Source organism: Thioalkalicoccus limnaeus, assembly GCF_041197575.1.
In the GTDB taxonomy this organism is placed as follows: domain Bacteria; phylum Pseudomonadota; class Gammaproteobacteria; order Chromatiales; family Chromatiaceae; genus Thioalkalicoccus; species Thioalkalicoccus limnaeus.
The window spans coordinates 104,851-129,815 of record NZ_JBDKXB010000007.1; the positions used below are offsets into that span (position 1 = coordinate 104,851).

Consider the following 24,965-nt stretch of genomic DNA (forward strand, 5'->3'; position numbering starts at 1 on the left):
GTCGGGTCAGCGCGCGAGCTCGAGCAGCCGATCCAGGTCCAGGTCGGCCTCCAGACGGTCGGCCAGGGCGTCGAGCGTTGCCTCGATGCGCGCCCCATAGTCGGGCAGGTCGCTTTGCTGGCCGAAGCGGGCCAGCCAGTGATGGCGAAAGCCATCGGCCGCGAACAAGCCGTGCAGATAGCTGCCCATGACCCGCCCATCGCTGGACTCGGCGCCCTCGGCCCGTACCCGCGTGCCGTCATCGAGCCGCAGCCAGGGGCGGTCGAGCGCCGGTCCGCTGGAGCGGCCCATATGCATCTCGTACCCGGTGACTCGCTGTCCACTGCGGCGGTCGAGCACCGCCAGTTCGACCAGGTGTTTGGTCGGCCCGATCCAGGTCTCGAGCGCAAGCAGGCCGAGCCCTGGCGTCGAGCCCGGCGGGCCCTCGATGCCATCGGGGTCGTGGATCATGCGGCCGAGCATCTGGAAACCGCCGCACAGTCCGACTACGGCCCCGCCGTGACGACGATGGCAGAAGATATCCTGATCCCAACCTTCGCGATGCAGCGCCTCCATATCGGCACGCGTCGCCTTGGATCCGGGCAGCAGGATCACATCGACATCGCGCGGGATCGGACGTCCGGATGGCACCCAGTGCAGCCGAACCCCCGGTTCGGCGGCGAGCGGCCCCAGGTCGTCGAAATTGGCGATCCGTGGCAATCGGGGCACGGCCACGGTCAGCCCTGGCCTCCGGTGGGACGGGTCGCTGATGTCGGCGGGCACCTCCAGGGCCAACGAATCTTCCGGTGGCAGGTTGTGGGCGGCGGCGAACCATTGGACGATCCCGAGGCTGGGCCAACCGGTTCGGCGACTGATCTCGGTGCAGGCCGGCGCGAAGACGGCTGGATCGCCGCGAAATTTGTTGATCAGGTAGCCGGCGACCCGCGCTCGTTCGCTGGGGGTCCAGAGCGCGTGGGCCCCGATCATCGCGGCCATGACGCCGCCGCGCGAATCGTCGCCGAGCAGAACGACCGGGATGTCGCCGGCTTCGGCCAGCCCCATATTGCTGATGTCCTGCGCCCGGAGATATTGTTCGGCACCGCTGCCAGCGCCCTCGATCAGGATCAGGTCGGCGTCGGCGGCCAGCCGGTTCAGGCTGTCGAGCACCGCCGGCAGCAACCTCGGCTTCAAGGCCTGATAGGCGCTCGCCGACCAGGATCCGATCGGACGCCCGCGCAGGATCACCTGGCAATCGAGATCGCTCTGCGGTTTCAACAGGACCGGGTTCATGTGCACCGAGCGCGATGCGCGGCAGGCCTGCGCCTGTAACGCCTGGGCCCGGCCGATCTCGCCGGGCGGGATTCGTCCGTCGGGACCGGGAGGCCAGTCGGAGTCGATCGCAACCGCGGCGTTGTTGCTCATGTTCTGCGCCTTGAAGGGCCGCACCGCGAGACCGCGGCGGCTGTAGGCACGACCCAGACCGGCGACGATCAGACTCTTGCCGACATCGGAGGCCGTGCCCTGAATCATCAGGGTGCGGGCGCGGCGCGGGCCGTGATCGCCGAGCGGCGGAAGGTCGAGATCGAAGGTCTGGGCAGTGATTGACATAGGTGATTTCCCGGCTGCGAACACGACGATTGGACACCGATGGGCCTGTTCAGTGCAATGGTAAATGGCTCACGCGACGCCCGGCGAGCCGATACCGGGGACCTCGCGGGCGCCGCGATGGCCCGGTTTGGATTGTGGAAAAACCGGGTCGACGGCATTATCTGTGGGCCATCGCGTCGGCCTTGATCAGCCAGCCTGATTCCCCCGGCAGTCCGCGTCCAAGCCTGAATCCACCGATACGAGGTCCGATACTCTCACCCCATGTTTCGCCATTTCCAGCGTTATCTTTTGACCGGCGTCATCACCATCATCCCGATCCTGGTGACGGTCTTCGTCTTTGATTTCTTCCTGCGGCAACTGTCGAATTTCGGCAAACCGACGGTGCGGGCCATGGCCATGTCGGTCCGTGATTTCTCCCCGGACTTGGCGCGTTGGATGCTAGAAGTGCCCTGGCTGCAGTCGTTGCTCGCGATCCTGTTCACGATCACCGCGCTCTACCTGCTTGGATGGGTCGTCTCGATCATGGTGGGGCGACGCTTGCTGAGCCTGCTCGAAGCCCTGGTCGAGCGGATCCCGTTGGTGACCAAGGTGTATGGTTCGACCAAACAACTGGTCCAGGCGTTTCAGAAGAAACCGGGCGACCTGCAACGGGTCGTGCTGATCGAGTTTCCCCATCGGGAGATGAAGGCGGTCGGCTTCGTCACCGAGACCATGAAGGACGAGGTCAGCGGGATCGAACTGGCGGCGGTCTACGTCCCGACGACACCGAATCCGACCTCCGGCTACCTGGAGATCGTGCCCAAGGAACGCCTGGTCAGCCTGGATTGGACGATCGACGAGGCGATGACCTTCATCATCTCCGGCGGGACCGTGTCACCCGGGCGCATCCGCTATACGCGCCCGGCGGCCGACGCGGCGGGGGCCGCGACGACGCCGACCGCCCCGTCGGACATGTCCGCGCCGCCCCCTCCGAGTCAGCCGATGCCCGGATCCTCAGCGCCTTGATATCAGCAGCAATTGGCCGTCGCGCCAAAGGCGCAGACTGGTCAGTGCCCTGGTCTGACGCAGTGCGGTCCGGAGCTCTTGCAGGTTGTTGATGCGCTGCCCGTTGACCTCGAGGAGCAGGTCGCCTTGCCGAAGCCCGGTTTCGGCCGCCGGGCTGGCCGGCTCAACCGGTCCCACGTCGACACCGACCAAGAGGCCGCGCTGCAGCGGTCGGTTACCGTCGGCGAGCCGCGCGCCGGACAGGGCGCGGCTGATGCGCGCACCCTCGACGAAATGCTCGTAGGGGTCGGCGACCTTGCCGCGGATGGTCCGCATCCGGCCGTCGCGGACGATCTGGAGTTCCACCGTGTCGCCAACGCGTTTCAGCCCAATGCGGTTGCGTAGATCCGCCGCGCCGCGGACCTCGGCGCCATCGACGCGGGTCACGACATCGCCGGGTCGTACCCCGGCCCGTTCGGCCGCCGAGTTGGACTCGACCTTCGCGATCACGGCGCCGCGATGCACCTCGACGCCCAAGGCGCGGGCCAGGTCCGGCGTGAGATCCTGGACACCGACTCCGAACAGCCCACGGCGCACCTCGCCATGTTCCAAAAGCTGGTCCATGACGACCTTGGCCATGTTGATCGGGATCGCGAAGCCGATTCCGACATTGCCGCCTCCGGGCGCGATGATCGCGGTGTTGATGCCGATTAGTTCGCCGCGGAGGTTGACGAGTGGGCCGCCGGAATTGCCCGGGTTGATCGAGGCGTCGGTCTGTATGTAGCTTTCGTAGCCCTCGATACCGAGCCCCGAGCGACCCAAGGCGCTGACGATGCCCGAGGTGACTGTCTGTGACAGACCGAAAGGGCTGCCCACGGCAATCACGAAGTCGCCGACGCGGAGCTGATCGGAATCGCCGACCGGCAGCTGCTGCAATTCCTCGGATGGAACTCGCAGCACCGCGACGTCGGTCTGCGGGTCGGAACCGACCAGCTCGGCGAGCAAGGTCCGACCGTCGTGAAGTGTCACCTCGATCTGCTCGGCCTTGTTCACGACGTGGTGATTGGTCAGGACGATCCCGTTGTGGCTATCGACGATGACGCCGGAACCGAGACTTTGACCACGGCGCTCGCGGTGGTCCGGGATGTCGAAGAAACGTCGGAAAAAAGGGTCGCGCAGCATTGGGTTATCGGCGATCTCGATGCGCGTGACGGTCGCGATGTTGACGACCGCTGGAACCGTGCGTTCGAGCATCGGGGCCAAGCTGGGCAACGGGGTGTCATCGACGGACGCAGGCAGTGCCGCTTGGGCACTGTGACCCCCGAGCAGGCAAAGGGTTAGCGCCAAGAGAGGGACCAGCCAACGAGGGACTCTCTGGCTGGTCCGAATCGCCGGGGTTCCGGGGACCGGGGAATCGGGCATGCGCGTCATGGTGATCTTGGTTTTCCGCTTGGGTGTTCGGAAGGCGATCGAACCGCCGTGCGTCGACGAGCTGGACATAGCCCGCCAATTGGCGTTCTTGCGCGAAACGAGGGTTCGCGATCGCACATCACAGGTCAGGCGAACGGCTGCGGTCGCGGATCTCGATCGAGCGTTCGCAAGCTCAACTATGCAAAGGCGCAGTCACTTTTTCAAGAGTCGAAATCGTTGATCCGTCTACTGGAGGCTGGTGCCCCGAGCCGGGCGCGGGTTCCCCGGCCGCGCGACCGATGCCCTGGGGCCTGTGCCTACCGCGGTATCGGTCCGGAATCATCGCAAGCCCCAGGTTCCTTCGGGGCGGGTGCGACTCGATAGACCAGCGCGGCGCGGTCGGTTTGACGCCAGCCTATCTCCAGGTCGGCCAGGCGCATCGCGAACTCGGTGCGTTCGGGGTAACGGTCCATGTAGCCCGGTCGCGGATCCAGCTGCAAGGTCTGCACGATTAGCCGCCGCAGCTGCCGCGCTCCGTCGGGATCCAATCGCAAGAGCTGATCCTGGGCCTCGGTCGTGAACAGGACCGGCTGATCGGCGCGCGGTGGCTCGTCGGCGAAGCCGGCGCTGGCCGTGGGAATCGCATCCGCGTAACGGAGGTAGGGCTTGATGTCCAGGACCGGCGTGCCGTCGAGCAGGTCGACACCGCGCAGGCGCAGCGTCAAACCCTCGGTCGTCCTTTCGGATCCGAGGTATGCGACGGCCGAGAGGCCGATCGGGTTCGGTCGGTAGGGCGCCCGACTGGCGAATACGCCGATCTTGCGGCGGCCACCGAGGCGCGGGGGCCGCACCTTCGGTCGCCAGCCAGCACCGATGCAGGTATGAAAGAGGAACACGAGCCAGATATGCGAAAAACCATCCAGGCCGTCGAGCGCTTCTTCACGGTCGTATGGCGGCAACAGGATCAACCGGGCCTCGACCGCCGTGACGAGGTTGGGCTGGCGCGGGATGCCGAAGCGGTCGGTAAAGACAGAGCGGATCACGCCAATCGGCGTTACCTGGATCGGTGGCAAGGATCCAGCCATAGCGATCTCGATGTCTTCGTTTGGCTCAGGGTTCGCCTGCTGCCTCCGGATGCTCGTTCGCTCATCTGGATCCTCGGCTATGGAGCTGGGCGGCGAGCGGCAGGCGGCCGCGGGCGGTCTCCGCGCGGCTCGATGCCGAGGCGCCAGAACGGCCTGCGCTAACGCGTTGACCCTCGCAGCCTTGTCGGGTTCGGTTGATATTGATCTGTCCCTCTTGATAGGTGGTGTTCGTATTCGAATCCCCGCATTGATGGGTATGGTTGATATTGATTCGACCGACCTGCGTTGTCGTATTCTGGTTGGCCATCGCGGCGGATTGCGCGGTGACAGCCATCAGACTCAGCAGGAGTAGGATTAACCGGGATGGCCTGGTCGCGTGCGTCATGTCATCGGGCTCCGAGTTCGGTGTTCGTCGTGCTCGTCGGCTAGGCAAGATCGTGGGGACGGGGCGCGATCAGGGCAGAGAGCCCGATCGCGGAGGTGTGATCTCTCCTGGTCGATGTCTCATGGATTCAAGGCGTTAGCTGCCTGCGATGGGCCGGCGCCGACCATGGGCGCCGGCTGAGCAGTCAGTCACGCGCGCGGCCGCGTGTCAGGCTGGTGCGATTGGAGAAGCCTCGTTGGTGGGTTTCATTGTAGTTCGAATCGCCGAACTGGCCGGTCTGGTTCCAGTTGGAATCGCCGCGCTGCCGGGTGCGGTTGGCGTTGTCCCGACCTTCTTGATAGGTCGCATTGTCATTGAGGTTGCCGCGTTGGAAGGTATCATTGGTGTTGATGCGGCCTTCCTGGATCGTCGTGTTGACGTTGGTCTGCGCAACGGCGGATCCGCCCGCGATGATCAGCGGCAGCGCAAGGGCGAAGGGGGCGAGCCTGGAAATGGATTTCTTCATTGGTGTTTCCTCTCTCGTTGCGTAATCGATTGACTTGGTTGCAGGTCGTCGGCCGCTGAGCACCGGCGGCGATGTCCGCTGACAAGGGCTGACAGGATCAACGGATGCGTTGATGGTCATCACATTGTCGAGATCAGGATACGCGGTGGAGTCTGAACGCAGGCTGAACGACGATCAGTGGTTCGTCGGTCGTCGTGGCGCGGTGTTAGGCGGCCGTTATCCGCCGTGATGTTCTTGCCGCGACGTTCTGGTACCGGGTCGCACAGCGTCGATGGTCGTCAGCCGGCGCCGGCGTCCTTGATCGCTGACCAGGCAGCCAAGGCGGCTGCACGCGAGGTGGTCAGATCGACGATCGGCCGCGGGTAATCTCGTCCCAGCTCGAGATCGGCCTGACTGAGAAGCTCCCGCGGCGCCATCCATGGGCGGTGGATATAGGTGTCGGGTAGGCGGGCGAGCTCCGGGCACCAGCGACGCACATAATCGCCGCTCGGGTCGAAACGTTCACCTTGGCGGATCGGATTGAAGATGCGGAAGAAGGGCGCGGCGTCGGCGCCGCAACCCGCGACCCATTGCCAGCCGAGCGTATTGTTCGCGAGGTCCGCGTCGACCAGCGTGTCCCAAAACCATCGCGCACCCAGTTGCCACGGCAGGCGCAGATTCTTCGTGAGAAAGGAGGCAGCGACCATGCGCACGCGATTGTGCATCCAGCCGGTCGTCCACAGCTCGCGCAGACCGGCGTCGACCAGCGGGATGCCGGTCCGTCCCTGTTGCCACGCGTGCAGTCGCGTCCCGTCGTCGTGGCACCACGGAAAGGCGGCGAAGCGTCGATCGAGCGGCGTCTCCGGCGTCTGCGGAAAAAACGCCAACAGGTGATGGGCGAACTCACGCCACCCCAGCTCGCGGAGGAAGGATGCCGCCGGCTCCCGGTCGAGGTCGATGCCTCGCTCGAGCAGGGCACCGAGCAACTGCCGTGGGCTGATCTCACCAAAATGCAGGTGCGGAGACAAGCGCGAGGTGCCTCGGTGGTCGGGTCGGTCGCGGCCCTCGACGTATTGGACGAGTCGCCGGTCAAGAAAATCCCGCGCGGCGCGCCAGGCGCCTTCCTCGCCCGGCGTCCAGGCGTCGGCCAAGCCCGTGTCCCAGCGAATACGCGGCTGCAAGCGCAGGGTCGAGAGATCCAGTCCGGTCAGCTCGGGCGGCAACGGCGGCAGCTGGCTGGGAATCGGGATGATCGGGGTCGGCGGGAGCTGGGCGATGGCCCGTCGCCAATAGGCGCTGAAGACACGGTAAGGCCCTTTCTGAGCGGTCAGGATCTCGCCTGGCTCGAACAACAGGTTGCCATTCGTGCCGAAGCATTCGCTGCCGGATGACCGCAAAGCCTGCTCGATGTGACGATCCCGCGCGACGGACGTGGGCTCGTGCAAGCGATTCCAGTGAACGCGACGGGCGCCGGTGGCGGCGATGACCTTCTGCAAGACCTGCAGGCTATCCTCGCCTTGGGCCAGAATCAGCCGACTGCCGAGACCCGTCAGTCGCCGGTCAAGCGCGGCCAGGCTGTGATGCAACCACCAGCGGCTGGCGGCGCCGGGGGACCAGGGGTGGTCCTCCGTCGGCGAGTGGATATACAGGGGTACCAGGTGCGTGGCACCGGCCAGTGCCCCGGCGAGCGCCGGGTTGTCGCCAAGACGCAGGTCACGACGGAACCAGAGTATCGAGGCGTCGGCCATTCAGTCGAGCCGGTAGTGTTTTTCGACCGGTTCGAGGATCTCCCAGGTACAACGCAGTCCCGCAGGGAAGGTGATCAGGTCACCGCGAGCGAAGGTCAGCGGTGCCCCGCCCTCCGGGGTCACCGTGAACCGACCCCTGAGCACGTAGCAGGTCTCGTTGCGATCGTATTGCCAGGGAAAGGTCGCGACGTCCTTTCGCCATACCGGCCAACCCTCGACACCGAGGACCTCGAGTTTGGCCGGGGACGGCTTGCGTTCGAAGAGGATCTCGTATTCGGTCATCGTGGACATGCTCCTCGAGTCGTGCGTTCTTCGGTTGCGCCTGGGCGGTTCCCGCTCGTGAGCGCAACCGGTGTTCTTAGGGTGATCGTCCGGCTTTTTCAAGGCTCGCGGCCTTGAGTTGGAATCGTCGATGGGGGACACTGCGGGCATGAGCGAGATCCTCGATCCCCTGTCGCTCGCCGTTGGCCGGTGCTTGTCGGCGGCAGCGCTGCGCCTGACAACGGCGGAGTCCTGTACCGGTGGCTGGCTGGCCAAGGTCGTGACCGACGTCCCGGGCAGCAGCGGATGGTTCGACCGTGGCTTCGTCACCTATGACGACCGGGCGAAGGTCCAGATGCTGGGCGTCCAGGTGGAGACCATCACGGGTGCCGGAGCGGTCAGCGAGGCCGTGGTGCGCGAGATGGCCTTGGGTGCTTTGGCGCACAGCGAGGCGCAGATCGCCATCGCGATCACCGGCATCGCCGGGCCCGGTGGTGGCTCCGACGAGAAGCCGGTTGGCACCGTCTGGTTTGCCTGGGCCCTCGTCGATGGACAAGTCGTGACCCAGCGCCTGCAATTCGCCGGCCATCGCGACGAGGTCCGCCATCAGGCGGTGCGCGTCGCATTGGAGCGGCTGATCGAGCTGCTTGGCCCGTGTGAGTGAGCGTCTCTTCTTTGCCCTCTGGCCAGATCCCTCCGCCCGCGCGCATCTGATCCGATTGGTCCGTTCGCGGGTTCCCGTCGCGGCTCGACCGACGCACCCGGCCGACCTGCACCTGACCCTCGCCTTCATCGGCCCGCTCGCCGGCACGGCCCGCGTGTGTGCGCTGGAGGTGGCCGGCGCCGTGCGCATGGCGCCGTTCGGGTTCGAGCTCGATCGCATCGGCCACTGGCCGGGGCCGCGGGTCCTCTGGTGCGGCCCGGCCGGCGTCCCGGATGCGCTCGAGCTTCTGGCGACGCGGCTGATCACGGGTCTGATCCACTGCGGCGTCGCCGCGGATCGGCGGCCCTTCCAGCCCCATGTCACGCTCGGTCGCCGCATCGGTGCGCTCGGGCATCCCGAATCCCCTTCCGCATTGGCTCGTCCCATTCACTGGCGTGCGACCGACTTCGTGTTGGCCGCGAGTGGGGGAGGCGGCCCGCCGCGCTATCGCTGGTTGCGTCGGTGGCCATTGCAGCCATGACTGGGCTGGGGTGATATGGGATACTAACGCCTCCCCCGGCGGCAAGGCCGGATGGCACGCAGGTATTCTGGAGAGCGAATGGACGACAACCGCAAAAGGGCGCTGGCGGCGGCCCTTGCCCAGATCGAGAAACAGTTTGGCAAGGGATCCGTGATGCGCATGGGCGACACGGGCGCAGTGCGCAATGTCGATGTCATCTCGACGGGTTCGCTCGGTCTCGATCTCGCCCTCGGAATCGGTGGCATCCCGCGGGGTCGGGTGATCGAGATCTATGGTCCGGAATCGTCCGGCAAGACGACCCTGACGCTGCACATGGTGGCCGAGGCGCAGAAGCTCGGCGGCACCGCGGCCTTCGTCGACGCCGAGCACGCGCTCGACCCGAGTTATGCCGAGAAGCTCGGGGTCAACATCGAGAACCTGTTGGTCTCGCAACCCGACACCGGTGAGCAGGCCCTCGAGATCACCGATATGCTGGTGCGCTCCGGGGCTGTCGATATCGTCGTGATCGATTCGGTCGCGGCCCTGACCCCGAAGGCCGAGATCGAGGGCGAGATGGGCGATTCGCATGTCGGCCTCCAGGCGCGGCTGATGTCGCAAGCCTTGCGGAAGCTCACGGCGAACATCAAGCGTTCGAATAGCATCGTCGTGTTCATCAACCAGATTCGGATGAAGATCGGCGTCATGTTCGGTTCGCCGGAGACGACGACCGGCGGCAACGCGCTGAAGTTCTACGCGTCGGTGCGCCTCGACATTCGCCGTATCGGCGCCATCAAGAAGGGCGATGAGGTCGTCGGCAACGAGACCAAGGTCAAGGTGGTCAAGAACAAGGTCGCGCCGCCGTTTCGCCAAGTCACGTTCGATATCCTTTACGGCGAGGGAATCTCGCGGCAAGGCGAGATCATCGATCTGGGCGTCCAGGCCAATATCGTCGAGAAATCGGGAGCCTGGTACAGTTACGGAGGCAACCGAATCGGTCAGGGAAAGGACAACGTCCGCACCTTTCTGCGGGACAATCCGGCGCTGGCCAGTGAGATCGAGCAGCGGATCCGTGAGCAATTGCTGCCCCAATCGGTCGGTGAGGCGGCATCCGGCGAAACCGCGGAGGCGTGACGCTGGATCCCGAGCTCGAGGGGGCCGCGTTGCGCTTGCTGGCGCTGCGGGACCACAGTCGCCGGGAGCTTGCGGCCAAGCTGCATCGCCGTGGCTATGCGCCGGATGCTGTCGCATCGCTGCTCGAGGAGCTGGTTGCCAAAGGTCTGCTCTGTGAAGCCCGCCTCGCCGAGCATTATGTCGCCGAGCGTTTACGCAAGGGCTTTGGCCCGCTTCGTGTGCGCGAGGAATTGCATCGCAAGGGGCTCCCGGATGAGGTGATCGACCCCCATCTCCGATTATCGGATGATCGATGGCGGGAACTGATAACGATGGCCCACGATAAGCGCTTCGGCCCGGCCAAATCCCAAGATCCTCGTGAACAGGCACGCCGTGGCCGCTTTCTCGAGTCGCGCGGGTTTCCCGTCGGTTTGATCCGGTCGTTACTGTTCGACGATCAGTGACCTGGTGCCCGAGCCCGACAGTCAATCTTCAACGCAAAGTCCCGAGTCAGTCGACATGACGAGCAGTGCAGAGCTTCGAGCCAGTTTCCTGGATTTCTTCCGAGCGCGTGACCACGAGGTCGTACCGAGCAGTTCTTTGATTCCTGCCAACGACCCGACGTTGTTGTTCACGAATGCTGGCATGGTGCCCTTCAAGGACGTGTTTCTCGGGCGCGATCGGCGGCCCTACCGACGTGCAGCGAGCGCGCAGCGCTGCGTGCGCGCCGGCGGCAAGCACAATGATTTGGAGAATGTCGGTTATACCGGGCGCCATCACACCTTCTTCGAGATGCTCGGGAATTTCAGCTTCGGCGACTATTTCAAGCGCGAGGCCATCGCCTTTGCCTGGGAATATCTGGTCGACGTCCTGAAGTTGCCGCCGGATCGGCTGTGGGTAACGGTTTATACCGAGGATGACGAGGCGGCTTCGATCTGGCTCGACGAGATGGGGGTCGATCCTCGGCGCTTCGCGCGGTGCGGCGCCAAGGACAACTTCTGGTCGATGGGTGACACGGGCCCGTGCGGGCCTTGCTCCGAGATCTTTTTCGACCACGGGCCGCAGGTGGCCGGCGGCCCCCCGGGCTCGCCCGACGCCGATGGCGACCGCTACGTCGAGATCTGGAACCTGGTCTTCATGCAGTACAACCGGGATGCCGACGGTCAGTTGACCCCGCTGCCGCATCCGTCCGTGGATACCGGGATGGGTCTCGAGCGGCTCGCCGCGGTCATGCAGGGGGTCCACAGCAACTATGACATCGATTTGTTGCGTCGCCTCGTCGTAGCCGCCGCCGAGGCGACGGCGGCGGGAGACCTGACCGATAAGTCGTTGCGGGTGATCGCCGACCATATCCGGTCGGCCAGTTTTCTGATCGTCGACGGTGTGACGCCGAGCAACGAAGGCCGCGGCTATGTCCTGCGGCGCATCATTCGCCGTGCGATCCGCCACGGCTACCGACTCGGGCAGGCCGAGCCCTTCTTCCACCGCCTGGTCGCGCCGCTCGTGGGGGACATGGGTTCCGCGTATCCGGAACTGGCCGCCGCCGAGGAGCGGGTGGCGCGTGTTCTGCGGCTGGAGGAAGAGCGGTTCGCCGAGACCCTGGAGCAGGGATTGCGGATCCTCGAGGGGACGATCGCTGGCCTCGCCGAGCCCGAGATCCGCGGCGATGTCGTCTTCAAGCTGTACGATACCTATGGTTTTCCGGTCGATCTGACCGCCGATATCGCCCGGGAACGTGGCCTGTCGCTGGATCTCGCGGGTTTCGAGCGCGAGATGGCGCAGCAGCGGGAACGGGCACGGGCCGCGAGCCACTTCGGAACGGCGCAGGAGATGGCGCTGGAGTTCGAGGGGACCACCGATTTCACCGGCTACGAACACCTCGCGGACCAGGCCACCGTCGTCGGCCTGTATCGGGATGGCGCCGCGACGGACCGGCTCGCGACAGGCGAAGAGGGCATCCTGGTGCTCGATGTGACGCCCTTTTACGGCGAGTCCGGTGGACAGGTCGGGGACCGTGGCGTCTTGACCACCGAGACCGCGCGGTTCGATGTCACGGATACCCGCAAGAAGGGCGGCGACCTGATCTTCCATGTCGGTCGCCTCGTCACCGGTGAGATCGGCCTTGGCGATCGCGTCGGGGCCCAGGTCGACGTCGAGCGGCGGCTCGCCACGGCCCTGAACCACTCGGCCACTCACTTGCTGCACGCCGCGCTGCGACAGGTGCTCGGCGAGCACGTGCAGCAGAAAGGCTCACTCGTCGAGCCAGAGCGGTTGCGCTTCGATTTCACGCACTTCGAAGGCGTCACCCGCGAGCAGCTGGTTCGGATCGAGCGGCTGGTCAATCAGGAGATCCGGGCCAACCATCTGGTCGAGACGCGGATCATGAGTCTGGATGACGCCAAGGCGTCCGGTGCCTTGGCCCTGTTCGGCGAAAAATACGCCGATCAGGTCCGCGTCTTGCGTATGGGGGATTTTTCGACCGAGCTGTGTGGCGGGACCCATGTCAAGGCCGTCGGCGATATCGGTCTGTTCAAGATCGTCAGCGAGGGCGGGATTGCCGCCGGGGTGCGTCGGATCGAGGCGCTGACCGGGGCGGCCGCGGTCCAGTGGGTCGAGGCGGATGAAGATCGTTTGCTGCGGCTGACCGAATTGCTCAAGGGTGGGCGGGAAGACGTCGATCAAAGGGTCTCCCAGTTGCTCGAACGAACTCGCCGCCTGGAGAAGGAGCTCGAGCGGCTCAAAGGCAAGCTGGCCGGAGCAGCGGGCCAGGATCTTGCCGCCCAGGCGGTGGCCGTGGGGCCGGTCCAGGTGCTGGCCGCGCGTCTCGATGGGGCCGATGCGAAGGCGCTGCGCGAGACCCTCGATCAACTCAAGGGGCGTCTCGGCAGCGCGGTCGTCGTCTTGGCCGGCGATGCCGAGGGGAAGGTCAACCTGGTCGCCGGCGTGACGAAGGATCTGACGGATCGTCTGAAGGCCGGCGACCTGATCCGCGACGTCGCGGCCAAGGTCGGCGGCAAGGGCGGTGGCCGGGCCGATATGGCGCAGGCGGGTGGCACCGACCCGGCTGGCCTGCCGGCGGCCCTGGGGTTGGTCGAGGATTGGGTGCGTGACAGGTTGGCGTGAGCCGTTCGACCGCCGAGGGAGGACACCCGTCGCCAGGCATCTTTGCGAAGCGAGCAGATCAGGCTACCATACCGGCCCTTCGCTTCCATCGATCGATTAACGCGTAATTGCTGTCAAGATGTCGCTGATCGTACAGAAATACGGTGGTACCTCGGTCGGTACCCCCGAACGGATCAAGGCCGTCGCCGCGCGGGTCAAGGCTTGGCGTGATCGCGGTCATCAGGTCGTCGTGGTCGTTTCGGCGATGTCGGGCGAGACGGATCGGTTGCTCGCGCTGGCGAAGTCGGTCCAGACACGCCCACTTCTTCGCGAGCTCGACGTGCTGCTGGCGACCGGCGAACAGGTTACGATCGCGTTGCTCAGCATGGCCCTCGATGAGATCCGCTGTCCCGCGCGCTCCTACACGGGTGCGCAGGTCCACATCCTCACCGACAGCGCGCACAGCAAGGCGCGGATACGGGATATCGACGCCGCCCGGGTCCAGGCCGATCTCGCTGCCGGCCGTGTCGTCGTGGTGGCTGGCTTTCAAGGGGTCGATGAAACCGGAAACATCACGACCCTCGGGCGGGGCGGGTCGGATACCTCCGCCGTCGCGTTGGCCGCGGCCCTGAAGGCCGATGAGTGCCAGATCTACACCGATGTCGACGGCGTCTACACGACGGATCCGCGCATCGAACCGCGCGCGCGCCGACTGGCGCGGATCACCTTCGAAGAGATGCTGGAGATGGCGAGCCTCGGTTCGAAGGTCCTGCAAATCCGCTCGGTCGAGTTCGCCGGCAAGTACCGGGTTCCGTTGCGTGTCCTCTCGAGTTTTGGCGAAGGGGAGGGCACCCTGATCACGTTCGAGGAGGGTTCCGTGGAAGAGGCCAAGATCGCCGGTATCGCGTTCGCGCGTGACGAGGCCAAGTTGACGCTGCTCGGGGTACCGGATCAACCGGGTGTCGCCCACCGGATCCTGGGCCCGATCGCCGAGGCCAACATCGAGGTCGACATGATCGTGCAGAACGTCGCCGCGGACGAGGCGACGACGGATTTTACCTTCACGGTCCATCGCAACGATTATCCGCGGGCGTACGAGATCCTGGAGCACGCGGCCGCGGAGCTCGGGGCGCGCCAGGTCGTCGGTGACGAACGGATCGTCAAGGTCTCGCTGGTTGGCGTCGGGATGCGCTCGCATGCGGGGATCGCGAGCAAGATGTTTGCGGCCCTCGCCAAAGAGGGCATCAATATCCGCATGATCTCGACATCGGAGATCAAGATTTCAGTCGTGATCGACGAACGCTACCTGGAGCTCGGTGTCCGAGCTTTACATGAAGCCTTCGATCTGGATACCGCGGCCGCTTGATATTCTATCGCTCTACCCCATTGACATCCGAACAGTTCCTGGCCCCATTTTGGCTGCAAAAACAGCTCTAGTGTGGGCCGGCTGTTGCTAGAATTCAGATGACCGGAACCGCGAATCATAACTCCGGCGCTTGGTTGGGTGCAGCTGGGTCAGTGTTGTTATTACACAATTTTAGGGGATCATACCCCAAAGTAATAGACCTAGTTGCGATTTGGATGATGGAAAAAGGGAGATTCAACAAATGTTGATCTTAACTCGTCGGGTTGGTGAAACTCTGATGATCGGTGATGAAGTCACGGTTACCGTCTTGGGAGTCAAAGGTAACCAGGTTCGGATTGGTGTCAATGCGCCGCGCGATGTGGCGGTTCATCGAGAGGAGATCTACGAGCGCATTAAACGGGAGCAGGCCGAAGGGATCGTCAGGTCACCCGATGCCGGGACCGGTCATCTGGCCGACTGACTGTCGGCTGGTCAAAACGACAGGGGTTCGGTTACAATCGAACGCCTGTCGCCTGTTTTGCCTTTAAACCATTCAGATTGTGTGGGTTAAGAAGGCCCGAGCCCGCTGGGCTCTTTATCATACTGGAGAGATGGCCGAGTGGCTGAAGGCGCTCCCCTGCTAAGGGAGTATGGGCTAATCCCCCATCGAGGGTTCGAATCCCTCTCTCTCCGCCATAAACTAAAATAATATCGTTCATTCAGGCGATGGCAGGGCGCAAATCCGCCCTCGTCCCCTATCGTGGCCCATCCAGACACGGCTGTTCCTGCCTCGACAGGGGGTGCGGTCCTGTTCTCGAAAGCCCGCTCATCGATAGGGCCACACCGACAATCCGCTCAATGAGACAGGGCTGAGTCACAGGCGGTAGCCGTTACCGAGCTGGGTGACCTTGTCGCCAGGGATGCTGGTCCAGCTGGAGCGGTTTCGGCGCCGATCGGCGCATCCCGCGCGTCGCCGGCCGGTCACCGTGTGTCCAGGTCCGCAATCTCACCGAACGGCGCGAGCAACTTGGCGTACTCCAGCAGATGAAGGCCGATGGCGACATCGCCCACGTCGGCATCATCACCTCGCATAGTCGCCGGCACGACCAGGTCGAGCGCATCATGCGCGAACACGCCATCGATTTCGTGCAACTGACCTACAACGTCACCCACCGCCAGGTCGAAGATCGCCTGCTGCCGCTGGCCAAGGAAAAAGGCATTGCCGTCTTATTCCTGAAGCACCCGCGCCAGGTTGGGTAGACCCAGCGCCAGGGCGGTGCGGGCCGGCCCTCGGCACTCCCAGGGTGGGCTCAGTTTTCCTCAGGATTCAACCAATTCTCGGTAACCAGCTCCGGCACACGCCGGAACTCGCCCAGATTGTCTGTCACCACCACCGCCCCCAGCGCGAGACCTTGCGCGGCAATCCAAAGATCATTCGCGCCAATGGGGGTACCGGCGCGTTCGAGCTGGGCACGGACCTGGCCGTAGCGTTGGCTCACTCGACCGTCAAGCGGCACCAGTTCGATTTCCTCGGTCAACCGAGCGAGACGGGCGGCATTTTTCTCCCGGTAAGCGCTCTTCTCAACGCCCAGTTGCAGCTCGCCCAACACCACAGGAGAAAGAACCAGATCGGCCAACGCGGTCTGCTCCAGCCTTACGCGCACAACCTCCACGCCCTTCATGGCCGCGATGAAGATATTGGTATCGAGTAGGTAGCGCATCTACCAGGCTTGGACCCGCTCCGGCGGGGCATCTTCCGGCGCCACCAAGTCGATCTCATCGTGATCTGCCCAAAATGGACGGAACGCGTCCGCAGCCAGGCTGGGTTTTTCCGGCACCAGGCGTGCGATCACTCGACCGCGGCGCATGATGGCGATCGTTTCACCGGCCTCCACGGCCGCCAGCAAACCAGAAAGCTTTGCCTTGGCTTCTGTTATCTGAACGCAACGCACAGAGAATATCCAGAAAATGACCATATGGTCAGAATACTCCTCGAGGCGCCCCTCAGCAAACTCGGTCGAACAACAAAGCCTGCTAGCACCGCTGCATCCGCGTGTCTTTAACGCCTTTTCCCCTGCCCAGGGTGTTGTACGCGAGACCGTAGCTCTCGCAGAGCTTGATGCCGGCGATCTTGGCGATCGCGTACGGCTCATTGGTCGGCTCGAGCACCCCCGTCCCCAGCGCCTCTTCGCCATCAGCCCGCCCACGGCGCCAGCGTCCCATCGGGCACGCTCGAGGGCAGGTTCACGACCCGCTCTTCGAGCCAGATCGCATTCGCCAAGCCGTCGTGTTGGCAATCGGCGTACATCGGCAGGCGGTTCATCAGGCGCCAGATCGGGCGGGTCATCACGCCCTGGGCATTGGTCTCGCGCAGGAAGGCCTCGCGCTCGGCGGGCGAGGCGAGCCGCACCTACATGGTGCCCTGTACCCAATCGCGGAGGGGAGTCGAACTTGGAGCCATAAACGCTCGAAGGCTCGTCCGTCCGCAAGCCGATAGGCCGAGAAATCCCGTACATCAACCGTAATGATCCTGTTGATACCGTGGATTCCAGCGAGCGTGACGAGTGCCGCGTCGGTGAAGTCAGGTTCAAGGTTCTGATATTTCTTCAATGTGGCGCGGATCGCCGGCAGCTCGGTGATACTGAGGTCACGCAGGATGATGCCGTGGCATTCCAGCCAGCTCAGGAGCGCGATTTTGCCGGATGTATCGAGGAAAAAGCCCGTCTCGGTGACTACGGGCCAGAGAGAATGCAGGCTCAGGCGTTGATGATTGGCCAGGAACTCGACGGCGGAGGTGTGATGCGGGTCATTGCGAGCGAACAGGGCGACAAGAAAGCCGGTATCAACCCAGGCGGCCATGTTTGGCATGCAGGGCCTCCCAGATTTGGCGTTTTGCGGGATCGGTGGGTGGCTCGGCAAGATGTCCGGCGCCGAACAGATCCCGTCCTGTTTCATAGGGCGTCGGCCCCGTTTGTTCCAACAGACGCTGACAGAGCTCACGAATCCCCTGGCGGACCAGATCATCCTGGCTACGCGCGGATTGACGGCTCACGCGTTCCAATAAGGCTTGTTCCTCGGGGGTCAGGCACACGGTGAATGACATGGTTTCGTCCTCGCATCAGTGATCACGACGTTCTGCTGTTTACATAGCGCATCACGAGGGGGTTGACAACACATCCGTCGCTCTGTTGCCGGGGGAGCGTCCTATGATTCAGGGAATAGCCGTTCCAAGATGGCGACGATCCGCTCGCCCGTGTGCCCGCTCCCAGGGCGATGGTGCCGGTCGCCGGCGAACAGGGCTCGTTCCAGGGACAGCCGCGTAGGTCGGGTTAGGCGCGCGCGCCGTAACCCGACGGGCGGCGAATCCTTGCACAGCGCCGCATCCTGTTACGCTGCGCTAACCCCACCGACAGCTGAGCGGGTCGTGAACCTGCCCTCGAGCGTGCCCGATGGGGCGTTGGCGCCATGGGCGGGCCGATGGCCCCGAGTGCAGCGGGGCGGGGCGAAATCGTTGCCGACGAACCCCGCCAACGCTCGATCCAGCGGTGGAAACCATGCGGCATCAGGCGGCCGCTCGGAAGCACGTCCTGCCGGTTCTATGCCGCCGGCAGCATCTCGTGCAGGACCTGGCGCAAGGTTGCGACGGTCACGGGGGCGGCATCAGGAGAAAGGCTGGCGCGCAACGTGTCATTGATCGGCGAATATTTGCACAACGCCCTCAGGCACGCCGTGACCGGCCTTTTGAACTGGGTTCTTGTGCTATGGTCTCTTGTGCCGACACGATGGACGTAAAGGAACCTCCATGAGCACAACATCACCAGCACAAGAAATCTGGGATCTATTACGCGACGTGATCCGAGTACAGCGAGAGAACGCCGAGCAATTCCAGGAAACCGACCGCCGGTTCCAGGAGACCGACCGCAAGTTTCAGGACACCGACCGCAAGATCCAGGAAACGAACCGCCAACTCAAAGAGCTCGGCCAGCAGATCGGCGGCTTGGGCGAAAAATTCGGCAGCTTCACCGAGGGCCTCGCACTCCCCTCGATGGAACGCCTGCTGCGCGAACGGTTCGGCATGGAGGTCGTCAGCCCCAGCGTGCGCGTCACCAAAGGCGGCCGACACCTGGAGATCGACACCTTGGCCTATGCCAATGGCGAGATCAACGCCGCCTACCTCGTCGAGGTCAAGAGCCACCTGCGCGAAGAAGCCATCGACCAACTGAGCACCCTGCTCGAGCAGTTTCGCGCGTTCTTTCCTGAGCATCGCGACAAGCGACTCTATGGCATCCTCGCCGCCGTCGACGCCTCCCCGGCCCTGCGCGAGCGCGCCTTGCGCAAGGGATTCTACGTGGCGCGCATCCACGACGCGGTCTTCGAGCTCGATGTCCCCGAGGGGTTTCAGCCCCGGGTGTTCTGACCCGAGGCTGAAACCAGGCCGCCGCCATCCCCAAGGTGGCATGTCGACACCCCGTCCCCTTGCCGGACCGCGGTATGCGATGGCCCAACGCTATGGTCGCCCCGTGAAAGTGTAGCTTTCGGGCGCGCTGCGAGAACTTGTCCCCGGGGCCATAGAAGTCGATCGGCATACATCGGCAGGCGGTTCATCAGGCGCCAGATCGGGCGGGTCATCACCCCTTGGGCATTGGTCTCGCGCAGGAAGGCCTCGCGTTCGGCGACCCCGCCAGCGCACGATCGAGCGATGGAAACCGTGCAGGATCGTGCGGGCAATCGGAAGCACGTCCTGCCGGTTCTATGCCGCCGGCAGCATCTCGTGCAGGACCTGGCGCAAGGTTGCGTCGGCCAGTGGCCGCCGAGCAGGGCTTGTTCCAGGGACAGTACGGGGAATGACGTGACGAAGGAACCGTATCGATCGCGTGGCACGTCCCCCGGTTTCCCCCGACCTACGGCTTCAGGCTCCGTCCTGATGTAGCTCGCGTCGAATCGTTTCGCGTACGACGTCTGCGAGCGTCTGCCCTTCGACGAACTGTCGCAGTGCATCGTTCATCAGCGTTTGATAATTGCTGCCCACCATCTCGGCACGGGCCTTGAACGCCGCCAAGACCCTGTTGTCCACCCGCATCGTGACCTGGGACTGGCTTCCTCGCTCGGCCTGCAGACGTGCCAACGCCGGTACCTCGGCAACGGGCTTGGCCTCGGTAAAATCCAGGTCGGCAAGGTCATCGAATAGAGGGTCAGAACTGTTGTTCATAGCGTCGCCGTTGCGATTGGTTAGCTTTCCAAGCGGAAATCAGACGAATGCGATTCCCTCGGAGCGTCCACACGACCACGAGAACGCGTACCTGTCCACCCATACCGAGGGTCACGAATCGCTGCTCGCCGTTTGCGTCAACGTCTTCGCGAGTCAGCGCGAAAGGATCAAACAGCACATGACGCGCTTCCTCGAAGGTCACACCTTCGTGGTTGGCCGGATTGGCGGCGGCTTTCTCCGGGTCGAATTCGATCTCCATGGAGCGACGTTAAGCGTCTCAGTACGGATATTCAAGTCGTAGCGCCGAGATCGTCACGCCGGGCGTTGTACGCGAGACCAACGGGGCGGGCACACCGAGCGAGAACGAAGCTCTCGTAGGTCGGGTTAAGCGCGCTGGCACGGCGGTCTTCGAGAAAGAACAGATCAGCGTGCGCCGTAATCCGACAGGCCGCGAATCTTTGCACAACGTCCCGTCGCGTTACGCTGCGCTAACCTGACCTACGGCGCTGAGCCGGTGGGGCGGGGATCCGAGCGGGCCGGGCACGAGCCGGCACAGCGGCCGGCAGGGAGGACGCGCGCGTCGGTCAATCGGCGCTTGACCGGTCCCGCTCGGCTCGTGGAAGATGGGCTTGCGCTTCTCGCGCGAATCCGTCCACGATGGCGTGCGGATGACGATTGGACCAAAGGCGATCCGTAACGTCCTCGACATTGATATTTGGCGTTTTGGGCCTGATCGCGGTCCTGTTGTTCGCGGCGGGCTATCTGCTTTTCGTCGGAATGGCCGCGCCCGTCGGGCGACGCGGAAGCCACCCCAGACCTCGCTTGAATCGGCACCGTCGATCTGCACCGTGCTGTGCGCCGCGGTACTTCGCTCGGCCAGTCGTTCCGGGCCGGACCCGTAACGCGAGGTGCCGCCATTGACGATCGTCCGCTGGCCGAAGAGCGACAACTCGAACGACAGGGTATCCGCGTGCCAACCAACGATCCGCCTCAGGGCCAACGAAAAAGGCCCTGGCGAAGACCAGGGCCTTGGCGTTGGCAAACAGGTGGTTGCCCAGCAAATGATGCTCGAGTCGCCGTCGCAGCCAGCGCACTTGCACGGCCAGGCTGTCCCGGCATTCGGATTCGTTCATTCATCCGTCGACAATGGCTCGGTGACGATCGCAAGACGGCCAGCACGCACCATGGCCTGATCGACGAACCAATCCTCGAGCAGTCGATCCAGACACTGTCCCGCCATCTCGGCATCCAGAGAAGATTCGACGACGACAAACAGCTCAGACTGATCAGCGTCCGGATCTTCGAGCAGTTTTTAGCCGATCGTCATCTCTTGTCTTGCGCAACAACGCACGATCCGTAGTCAAGAACCAGGCCGCACCCGCTTCGATCGCGCTCGCCACGTGGAGCGCATCCATAGGCTTCACGCCTCTGCTCGCAAACTCCCCCGCTAGCGACTCGACACGAGAGGTCGTGTCGATTTCGAGCCCCCCGCGGCAAGCCGTCGAATATCGGCCGGCGAGTTGGCCCGATAGCGGGCCGGAAAGACATCGTCGCCGGCGCGGCCGCGCCACCTCGGCGAAGACCGGCGCCGGATCGGGCAGGTGCACCGATGCGTTGTCGGCGAACTCCGGATCGGGGATCGCCTCCCCGACGCCCACGCGCCCCTCGTCCAGATAGGGCTTATCGACCACCCGCGGATCCGGATCGATCCCGCAGAGGTGCCGTGAGGTCATCGCCCATCTGCCCCAAGGGGCGAGAAAGCAACTGGAGCAGAGGTTCAAGAACGTATCGCCGCACGTCCTCGATCGATTACACTGGCGCCATGTACATCGTCAAGCGCATGCCGCACTTCGATCGATGGCTCGACGGCCTGCGTGACCGTCAAACACGGATCCGACTGCTGCGACGACTGGAAAAGGCCCAACGCGGACTGCTCGGCGACATCGCGACCGTCGGCGACGGCGTCTTCGAGATGCGCGAATTTTTCGGTCCAGGCTGGCGCATGTACTACATCCACCAGGGCGCGCTCCTGATCGTCATGCTTAGCGGTGGCGACAAGAACAGCCAGGCTGCCGATATCGCCGCGGCGAAAGCTTTGGTCGCCACCCTAAGGAACGATTAACGAACAACTGAAACAACGGGGCGCGGGCGTCTCGCCCGCCTGGCGGGCCAGAGGCCCGCCCCCGTGGTCAAGCGCGCCACTTATAGGGACCTTGAAAAATTGCCATCCGGGCAATTTTTCAAGACGCGAAGCGAAAATGCGATTTCCGCTTCGCTTCGCTTCATTTTCAGTCGCTTAGGCGACTGAAAATGGCGGGGCATCCTTGCCCCGCGCGGGCACCTTGAATTTTTCAAGGTGCCCTTGTTTTTCGCTCGTTACTAAGGGTCTAAGCCTATATGAACAAAGAGAGAAGAATTGCCGATCTGCCTGAATTCGACATGGCCCAGTATCTCGGCACCGACGAGGATATCGCGGAATATCTGCGCCAAGTGCTCGAAGAGGGCGAGCCAGGAGAGCTCGCCGCCGCGCTCGGGCACATCGCCAAAGCACGCGGCATGACGGAAATCGCCAAAGCCTCGGGCATCAAGCGCGAAGCCCTCTACAAGGCCCTGCGCCCCAATGCCCAGCCGCGGTTGGACACCGTCCAACGGGTTTGCAAGGCCCTGGGCGTCACCCTCACCGCCAAGGTAACCGTTCCTCCCGAGACACCGACAACCGGACAAGGCCATCGCCGTGTGTGATCGGCGCAAAGAGACCGCATGCACGCCTCGCGCCATCATCGTCCAGTCTTGCGCAACGCCACGACCAGCAACACCCGAAACCGCGCCAACCCCGACAGCCGATTCACCAGCCGCTCATACAGCCAGCCGAGCAGATAGGTCGGGGCCGAGAAGCGCAGGTACTCGGGTCGGCCCTCGATCAACTCCAGGCGCACGACGTCGAACCCCGCCCCGGAGGCCAGCTGTCGAATATCCGCCGGCGAGTTGGCCTGATAGCGGGTCGGGAAGACATCGTCGCCGGCGCGTCCGCGCCCGCGCACGACCCAGCGATGGAAGCCATGCGGCGTCAGACGGGCGATCAAGGGCACCGGTTTCTCCCTGAAACCGTTCGAGGCGTTCGAGGTGAAATGTTGGATTGCAAGACCTGACCCCGCGCAGGGGTGTGTTGGATTGCAAGACCTGACCCCGCGCAGGGGATCAATCGGCCGATCCCATCTCCCCAAGCAGCGCCGATCTCAGCTCGGGCGGTGGCGGGGGGAGATCGAAGACGCGCCAGGCGATGCGGCTCGACGGAACGAGGACCACCCATACCGTCACGAAGATCACGAGAAAGTAGTTCCTGATGGTCTGGTGTTCGATGTACCACTGCTCGATCGCGCCTTTGTAGGGCGCAATGACCTCATCATAGAAGGCGACTGGATCCTGCGCCTCGTGCAGCAAGTTCTCTTCATCACGGAAGATGATCGAGCCGACGCCCGAGAGCCCCGGGCGAACCAGAACGATGCTTTCCTGGACGGCCGCCGGAAAGGCATCGAAACAGCGCCGCGCCTGAGGCCGCGGCCCGACCACGCTCATATCGCCCTTGAGGATGTTGAGAAGCTGCGGGAGTTCGTTGACCTTGGTCTTCCGCAGTATGCGTCCCACCGGCAGGATCCGCGGATCATGCTTCAAGGTGACGGTCCCGGTGCCGATGTTCGGGCTGTTCTTCAACATGGTGGCGAACTTCAGCAGCCAAAACAGGCGCCCGCCGAGCCCGACCCGTTCCTGGCGATAGAAGACCTCCCCCTCGCCGGTCAGCCGCAGGATGATCACCACGGGCACCAACAAAGGCGCCAGCACGATCAGCGCCAATACTGAAAACAAGACATCGAAAAAGCGCTGCATGGCTACATCCGCCCGTCGAGGTATTTGCCCGTCTCCTTATGGGCGAATTCGGGGAGCATGTCATGAAAGAGCGCAACCAGATCTACTCGCTCCCACTGCCCCAGCCCCTTCAGCTCCGCGATTCGCGCCACGAAGCGATCGAGCCGCGCGGCGTCGAATACCGGATCGTTCTTGATCACCCCGATCGAGGCGAACCGCTCCATGTCGAGGACCTCCCGGTCGGTGAAGAACTCCTCGAAGTCCTTCTCACCGGTCGTGTCGCTGTCGAAGAAGTAGCAGGGCCAGCGCTTGCGCCCGATCAGTTCGGCGGCGCGCCCGCGCGCCTCCTCCTCGCTGTCGCACACCTGCGCCTCGAAGCCGAGCGCCGCGAGGTACTTCACCGCGATCTCGGCGAAGGTGATCAGGTGCAGCTTCTCGCTCAACTTCGGGAAGAAGATGTCGCGGTTCTCGCCGAGCAGACAGGACATCAGGCATAACTCGCCGGACTCCTGAGGCGTGACGAAGTAACGCCGCACATCGCGCGGCGCCGAGATCGGCTGACGCTTGGCGAGGCGCTGATTGAACCCGTGCAACAGGCTGCCATCGGAGAAGGCGACATTGGCGAAGCGCGCTGTCGAGATCGGCTGCTCCAGACTCTGGCGCATCAGGAACATCTCCATGATGCGCTTGCTCGCGCCCATCATGTTGACGGGATTCGCCGCCTTGTCGGTGGAGACGCAGAAATACTTGCGACATCCCGCCTCCCGCGCCAGATCGAGCGTCCGATTGGTATTCAGGACGTTCACGTCGATCATGCGCATCAGCGTGAACGGATCCTTTTCGCTGCGAACATGCTTGAGCGCCGAGAGGTTCAGGATATAGTCATACCCCTGGTTCTCGCGCATCAGCGCCGCGAACTCCAGCGCCCCACAATCGATGGCGAAGGTCCGGAAGTCGCCCTCGATATAACCCAATGTGCTACGCAGATCCCGCACCAGCTCGACCAGGTTGTTCTCGCTGATATCGACGACATGCAGTGCCCGCGGATGACGCTTGAAGATCTCCCGCGTCACCGCCTGGCCGATCGAGCCAGCCCCGCCGATGACGAGAAACCGGCCTCCTCTCACGAGATCCGAGAGACGCCCCTCCTCGCGCTCGACATCGGCATCGAATAGAGGCGCCTCGCGACCGATCAATCCCAATACATTCAACATTCCGCCAGCTCCGA

At 63.9% G+C, this 24,965-nt stretch carries 30 protein-coding genes, 1 tRNA gene and 1 pseudogene; 13 read left to right on the plus strand and 19 right to left on the minus strand.

The window, feature by feature from the left end; genetic code table 11:
- Positions 1–6: 6 nt before the first annotated feature.
- Entirely contained in the window at positions 7–1,587 is a 1,581-nt protein-coding gene (locus tag ABC977_RS07875) for a cobyric acid synthase (protein ID WP_369666700.1), read from the minus strand.
- 261 nt (positions 1,588–1,848) lie between these two features.
- On the opposite strand from ABC977_RS07875, the gene ABC977_RS07880 reads away from it, so the two are divergent.
- Entirely contained in the window at positions 1,849–2,592 is a 744-nt protein-coding gene (locus ABC977_RS07880; RefSeq protein WP_369666701.1) for a DUF502 domain-containing protein, read from the plus strand.
- Here ABC977_RS07880 and ABC977_RS07885 read toward each other — a convergent pair.
- The 5 genes from ABC977_RS07885 to ABC977_RS07905 form a co-directional block, all read right to left on the minus strand.
- Entirely contained in the window at positions 2,581–3,993 is a 1,413-nt protein-coding gene (locus tag ABC977_RS07885; protein WP_369666758.1) for a DegQ family serine endoprotease, read from the minus strand. The two genes, ABC977_RS07880 and ABC977_RS07885, sit on opposite strands and share 12 nt — an antisense overlap.
- Positions 3,994–4,298: 305 nt before the next feature.
- Complete coding sequence (gene tsaA / locus ABC977_RS07890) at positions 4,299–5,066, minus strand: tRNA (N6-threonylcarbamoyladenosine(37)-N6)-methyltransferase TrmO (protein ID WP_369666702.1); 768 nt, start codon at positions 5,064–5,066, stop codon at positions 4,299–4,301.
- Positions 5,067–5,635: 569 nt separating this feature from the next.
- Positions 5,636–5,956, minus strand: a complete 321-nt coding sequence (locus ABC977_RS07895; RefSeq protein WP_369666703.1) for a hypothetical protein — start codon at positions 5,954–5,956, stop codon at positions 5,636–5,638.
- Between the two features lie 278 nt (positions 5,957–6,234).
- Complete coding sequence (locus tag ABC977_RS07900) at positions 6,235–7,683, minus strand: cryptochrome/photolyase family protein (RefSeq protein WP_369666704.1); 1,449 nt, start codon at positions 7,681–7,683, stop codon at positions 6,235–6,237.
- Positions 7,684–7,965 carry a cupin domain-containing protein gene (locus tag ABC977_RS07905; protein ID WP_369666759.1) on the minus strand — a complete coding sequence of 94 codons (282 nt, stop codon included), beginning with the start codon at positions 7,963–7,965 and terminating at the stop codon, positions 7,684–7,686. It lies immediately after the preceding gene.
- Positions 7,966–8,095: 130 nt separating this feature from the next.
- Here ABC977_RS07905 and pncC point away from each other — a divergent pair, with 130 nt between their 5' ends.
- The 9 genes from pncC to ABC977_RS07950 all read left to right on the plus strand — a co-directional run bounded on the left by pncC (position 8,096) and on the right by ABC977_RS07950 (position 15,924).
- Complete coding sequence (gene pncC / locus ABC977_RS07910) at positions 8,096–8,608, plus strand: nicotinamide-nucleotide amidase (RefSeq protein WP_369666705.1); 513 nt, start codon at positions 8,096–8,098, stop codon at positions 8,606–8,608.
- On the plus strand, positions 8,601–9,128 hold the full coding sequence (gene thpR, locus ABC977_RS07915) for an RNA 2',3'-cyclic phosphodiesterase (RefSeq protein WP_369666706.1): 528 nt from the start codon (positions 8,601–8,603) through the stop codon (positions 9,126–9,128). The genes pncC and thpR overlap by 8 nt, the downstream gene beginning before the upstream one ends.
- A gap of 78 nt (positions 9,129–9,206) precedes the next feature.
- Positions 9,207–10,238, plus strand: a complete 1,032-nt coding sequence (gene recA / locus ABC977_RS07920; protein ID WP_369666707.1) for a recombinase RecA — start codon at positions 9,207–9,209, stop codon at positions 10,236–10,238.
- Entirely contained in the window at positions 10,235–10,681 is a 447-nt protein-coding gene (locus ABC977_RS07925) for a regulatory protein RecX (protein ID WP_369666708.1), read from the plus strand. The genes recA and ABC977_RS07925 overlap by 4 nt, the downstream gene beginning before the upstream one ends.
- 55 nt (positions 10,682–10,736) lie before the next feature.
- Positions 10,737–13,340, plus strand: a complete 2,604-nt coding sequence (gene alaS, locus ABC977_RS07930; RefSeq protein ID WP_369666709.1) for an alanine--tRNA ligase — start codon at positions 10,737–10,739, stop codon at positions 13,338–13,340.
- 118 nt (positions 13,341–13,458) lie between these two features.
- Complete coding sequence (locus ABC977_RS07935) at positions 13,459–14,685, plus strand: aspartate kinase (RefSeq protein ID WP_369666710.1); 1,227 nt, start codon at positions 13,459–13,461, stop codon at positions 14,683–14,685.
- Between the two features lie 241 nt (positions 14,686–14,926).
- Positions 14,927–15,145: a carbon storage regulator CsrA gene (csrA, locus tag ABC977_RS07940; protein WP_369666711.1), complete on the plus strand. Its 219-nt coding sequence runs from the start codon at positions 14,927–14,929 to the stop codon at positions 15,143–15,145.
- Between the two features lie 124 nt (positions 15,146–15,269).
- A tRNA-Ser gene (locus tag ABC977_RS07945) sits at positions 15,270–15,360 on the plus strand.
- A 264-nt stretch (positions 15,361–15,624) separates the two neighbouring features.
- Positions 15,625–15,924 carry an aldo/keto reductase gene (locus ABC977_RS07950; protein ID WP_369666760.1) on the plus strand — a complete coding sequence of 100 codons (300 nt, stop codon included), beginning with the start codon at positions 15,625–15,627 and terminating at the stop codon, positions 15,922–15,924.
- Between the two features lie 50 nt (positions 15,925–15,974).
- Here the strand turns inward: ABC977_RS07950 and ABC977_RS07955 are convergent, their stop codons facing one another.
- The 6 genes and pseudogenes from ABC977_RS07955 to ABC977_RS07980 form a co-directional block, all read right to left on the minus strand.
- Positions 15,975–16,385, minus strand: a complete 411-nt coding sequence (locus ABC977_RS07955) for a PIN domain-containing protein (protein WP_369666712.1) — start codon at positions 16,383–16,385, stop codon at positions 15,975–15,977.
- Positions 16,386–16,640 carry a type II toxin-antitoxin system Phd/YefM family antitoxin gene (locus ABC977_RS07960; protein WP_369666713.1) on the minus strand — a complete coding sequence of 85 codons (255 nt, stop codon included), beginning with the start codon at positions 16,638–16,640 and terminating at the stop codon, positions 16,386–16,388.
- A 106-nt stretch (positions 16,641–16,746) separates the two neighbouring features.
- A pseudogene (locus tag ABC977_RS07965) lies at positions 16,747–16,854 on the minus strand (NAD-dependent epimerase/dehydratase family protein); the annotation flags it as partial.
- Positions 16,855–16,858: 4 nt separating this feature from the next.
- Positions 16,859–16,987 (minus strand): hypothetical protein, encoded by a 129-nt coding sequence (locus ABC977_RS07970; protein WP_369666714.1) that lies wholly within the window; start codon positions 16,985–16,987, stop codon positions 16,859–16,861.
- Positions 16,988–17,010: 23 nt separating this feature from the next.
- Complete coding sequence (locus tag ABC977_RS07975) at positions 17,011–17,532, minus strand: type II toxin-antitoxin system VapC family toxin (RefSeq protein WP_369666715.1); 522 nt, start codon at positions 17,530–17,532, stop codon at positions 17,011–17,013.
- Positions 17,507–17,767, minus strand: a complete 261-nt coding sequence (locus ABC977_RS07980) for a ribbon-helix-helix domain-containing protein (RefSeq protein ID WP_369666716.1) — start codon at positions 17,765–17,767, stop codon at positions 17,507–17,509. The genes ABC977_RS07975 and ABC977_RS07980 overlap by 26 nt, the downstream gene beginning before the upstream one ends.
- Positions 17,768–18,466: 699 nt before the next feature.
- On the opposite strand from ABC977_RS07980, the gene ABC977_RS07985 reads away from it, so the two are divergent.
- Positions 18,467–19,081: a DUF3782 domain-containing protein gene (locus ABC977_RS07985; RefSeq protein WP_369666717.1), complete on the plus strand. Its 615-nt coding sequence runs from the start codon at positions 18,467–18,469 to the stop codon at positions 19,079–19,081.
- Between the two features lie 492 nt (positions 19,082–19,573).
- On the opposite strand, the gene ABC977_RS07990 is transcribed toward ABC977_RS07985, so the two are convergent.
- The 4 genes from ABC977_RS07990 to ABC977_RS08005 form a co-directional block, all read right to left on the minus strand.
- Entirely contained in the window at positions 19,574–19,873 is a 300-nt protein-coding gene (locus ABC977_RS07990) for a BrnA antitoxin family protein (protein ID WP_369666718.1), read from the minus strand.
- Positions 19,857–20,132, minus strand: a complete 276-nt coding sequence (locus tag ABC977_RS07995) for a BrnT family toxin (protein ID WP_369666719.1) — start codon at positions 20,130–20,132, stop codon at positions 19,857–19,859. Before ABC977_RS07995 ends, ABC977_RS07990 begins: the two co-directional genes overlap by 17 nt.
- Before the next feature lie 219 nt (positions 20,133–20,351).
- Positions 20,352–20,915: a heparinase II/III family protein gene (locus ABC977_RS08000; RefSeq protein ID WP_369666720.1), complete on the minus strand. Its 564-nt coding sequence runs from the start codon at positions 20,913–20,915 to the stop codon at positions 20,352–20,354.
- Between the two features lie 244 nt (positions 20,916–21,159).
- Positions 21,160–21,606 carry a PIN domain-containing protein gene (locus ABC977_RS08005; RefSeq protein WP_369666721.1) on the minus strand — a complete coding sequence of 149 codons (447 nt, stop codon included), beginning with the start codon at positions 21,604–21,606 and terminating at the stop codon, positions 21,160–21,162.
- Between the two features lie 89 nt (positions 21,607–21,695).
- Between ABC977_RS08005 and ABC977_RS08010 the strand changes: the two genes are divergently transcribed.
- Together ABC977_RS08010 and ABC977_RS08015 are read left to right on the plus strand one after the other, a co-directional pair.
- Positions 21,696–21,995 (plus strand): type II toxin-antitoxin system RelE/ParE family toxin, encoded by a 300-nt coding sequence (locus tag ABC977_RS08010; protein WP_369666722.1) that lies wholly within the window; start codon positions 21,696–21,698, stop codon positions 21,993–21,995.
- Between the two features lie 275 nt (positions 21,996–22,270).
- On the plus strand, positions 22,271–22,615 hold the full coding sequence (locus tag ABC977_RS08015) for an addiction module antidote protein (RefSeq protein ID WP_369666723.1): 345 nt from the start codon (positions 22,271–22,273) through the stop codon (positions 22,613–22,615).
- Between the two features lie 35 nt (positions 22,616–22,650).
- Here ABC977_RS08015 and ABC977_RS08020 read toward each other — a convergent pair whose 3' ends face one another.
- The 3 genes from ABC977_RS08020 to ABC977_RS08030 form a co-directional block, all read right to left on the minus strand.
- Positions 22,651–22,962, minus strand: coding sequence for a hypothetical protein (locus tag ABC977_RS08020; RefSeq protein ID WP_369666724.1), 312 nt, complete (start codon positions 22,960–22,962; stop codon positions 22,651–22,653).
- Positions 22,963–23,071: 109 nt separating this feature from the next.
- On the minus strand, positions 23,072–23,758 hold the full coding sequence (locus ABC977_RS08025; protein WP_369666725.1) for a sugar transferase: 687 nt from the start codon (positions 23,756–23,758) through the stop codon (positions 23,072–23,074).
- 2 nt (positions 23,759–23,760) lie between these two features.
- Entirely contained in the window at positions 23,761–24,951 is a 1,191-nt protein-coding gene (locus ABC977_RS08030; RefSeq protein ID WP_369666726.1) for a UDP-N-acetylglucosamine 4,6-dehydratase, read from the minus strand.
- Positions 24,952–24,965: the final 14 nt, after the last annotated feature.

What these genes read in the sequence shown, in the direction of transcription:
- ABC977_RS07970 (WP_369666714.1), bottom strand. Translation starts at nt 16,987, where the DNA reads ATGAACCGCCTGCCGATGTACGCCGATTGCCAACACGACGGCTTGGCG.
- ABC977_RS07880 (WP_369666701.1), top strand. Translation starts at nt 1,849, where the DNA reads ATGTTTCGCCATTTCCAGCGTTATCTTTTGACCGGCGTCATCACCATC.
- ABC977_RS07975 (WP_369666715.1), bottom strand. Translation starts at nt 17,532, where the DNA reads ATGCCAAACATGGCCGCCTGGGTTGATACCGGCTTTCTTGTCGCCCTG.
- ABC977_RS07900 (WP_369666704.1), bottom strand. Translation starts at nt 7,683, where the DNA reads ATGGCCGACGCCTCGATACTCTGGTTCCGTCGTGACCTGCGTCTTGGC.
- ABC977_RS07960 (WP_369666713.1), bottom strand. Translation starts at nt 16,640, where the DNA reads ATGGTCATTTTCTGGATATTCTCTGTGCGTTGCGTTCAGATAACAGAA.
- ABC977_RS07885 (WP_369666758.1), bottom strand. Translation starts at nt 3,993, where the DNA reads ATGCCCGATTCCCCGGTCCCCGGAACCCCGGCGATTCGGACCAGCCAG.
- ABC977_RS07935 (WP_369666710.1), top strand. Translation starts at nt 13,459, where the DNA reads ATGTCGCTGATCGTACAGAAATACGGTGGTACCTCGGTCGGTACCCCC.
- ABC977_RS08005 (WP_369666721.1), bottom strand. Translation starts at nt 21,606, where the DNA reads ATGACCTCACGGCACCTCTGCGGGATCGATCCGGATCCGCGGGTGGTC.
- csrA (WP_369666711.1), top strand. Translation starts at nt 14,927, where the DNA reads ATGTTGATCTTAACTCGTCGGGTTGGTGAAACTCTGATGATCGGTGAT.
- alaS (WP_369666709.1), top strand. Translation starts at nt 10,737, where the DNA reads ATGACGAGCAGTGCAGAGCTTCGAGCCAGTTTCCTGGATTTCTTCCGA.
- ABC977_RS07985 (WP_369666717.1), top strand. Translation starts at nt 18,467, where the DNA reads ATGAGCACAACATCACCAGCACAAGAAATCTGGGATCTATTACGCGAC.
- ABC977_RS07905 (WP_369666759.1), bottom strand. Translation starts at nt 7,965, where the DNA reads ATGACCGAATACGAGATCCTCTTCGAACGCAAGCCGTCCCCGGCCAAA.
- tsaA (WP_369666702.1), bottom strand. Translation starts at nt 5,066, where the DNA reads ATGGCTGGATCCTTGCCACCGATCCAGGTAACGCCGATTGGCGTGATC.
- pncC (WP_369666705.1), top strand. Translation starts at nt 8,096, where the DNA reads ATGGGGGACACTGCGGGCATGAGCGAGATCCTCGATCCCCTGTCGCTC.
- ABC977_RS08025 (WP_369666725.1), bottom strand. Translation starts at nt 23,758, where the DNA reads ATGCAGCGCTTTTTCGATGTCTTGTTTTCAGTATTGGCGCTGATCGTG.
- ABC977_RS07995 (WP_369666719.1), bottom strand. Translation starts at nt 20,132, where the DNA reads ATGGAGATCGAATTCGACCCGGAGAAAGCCGCCGCCAATCCGGCCAAC.
- ABC977_RS07895 (WP_369666703.1), bottom strand. Translation starts at nt 5,956, where the DNA reads ATGAAGAAATCCATTTCCAGGCTCGCCCCCTTCGCCCTTGCGCTGCCG.
- ABC977_RS08010 (WP_369666722.1), top strand. Translation starts at nt 21,696, where the DNA reads ATGTACATCGTCAAGCGCATGCCGCACTTCGATCGATGGCTCGACGGC.
- ABC977_RS07980 (WP_369666716.1), bottom strand. Translation starts at nt 17,767, where the DNA reads ATGTCATTCACCGTGTGCCTGACCCCCGAGGAACAAGCCTTATTGGAA.
- ABC977_RS07955 (WP_369666712.1), bottom strand. Translation starts at nt 16,385, where the DNA reads ATGCGCTACCTACTCGATACCAATATCTTCATCGCGGCCATGAAGGGC.
- ABC977_RS08030 (WP_369666726.1), bottom strand. Translation starts at nt 24,951, where the DNA reads ATGTTGAATGTATTGGGATTGATCGGTCGCGAGGCGCCTCTATTCGAT.
- ABC977_RS07875 (WP_369666700.1), bottom strand. Translation starts at nt 1,587, where the DNA reads ATGTCAATCACTGCCCAGACCTTCGATCTCGACCTTCCGCCGCTCGGC.
- ABC977_RS07990 (WP_369666718.1), bottom strand. Translation starts at nt 19,873, where the DNA reads ATGAACAACAGTTCTGACCCTCTATTCGATGACCTTGCCGACCTGGAT.
- ABC977_RS08015 (WP_369666723.1), top strand. Translation starts at nt 22,271, where the DNA reads ATGAACAAAGAGAGAAGAATTGCCGATCTGCCTGAATTCGACATGGCC.
- recA (WP_369666707.1), top strand. Translation starts at nt 9,207, where the DNA reads ATGGACGACAACCGCAAAAGGGCGCTGGCGGCGGCCCTTGCCCAGATC.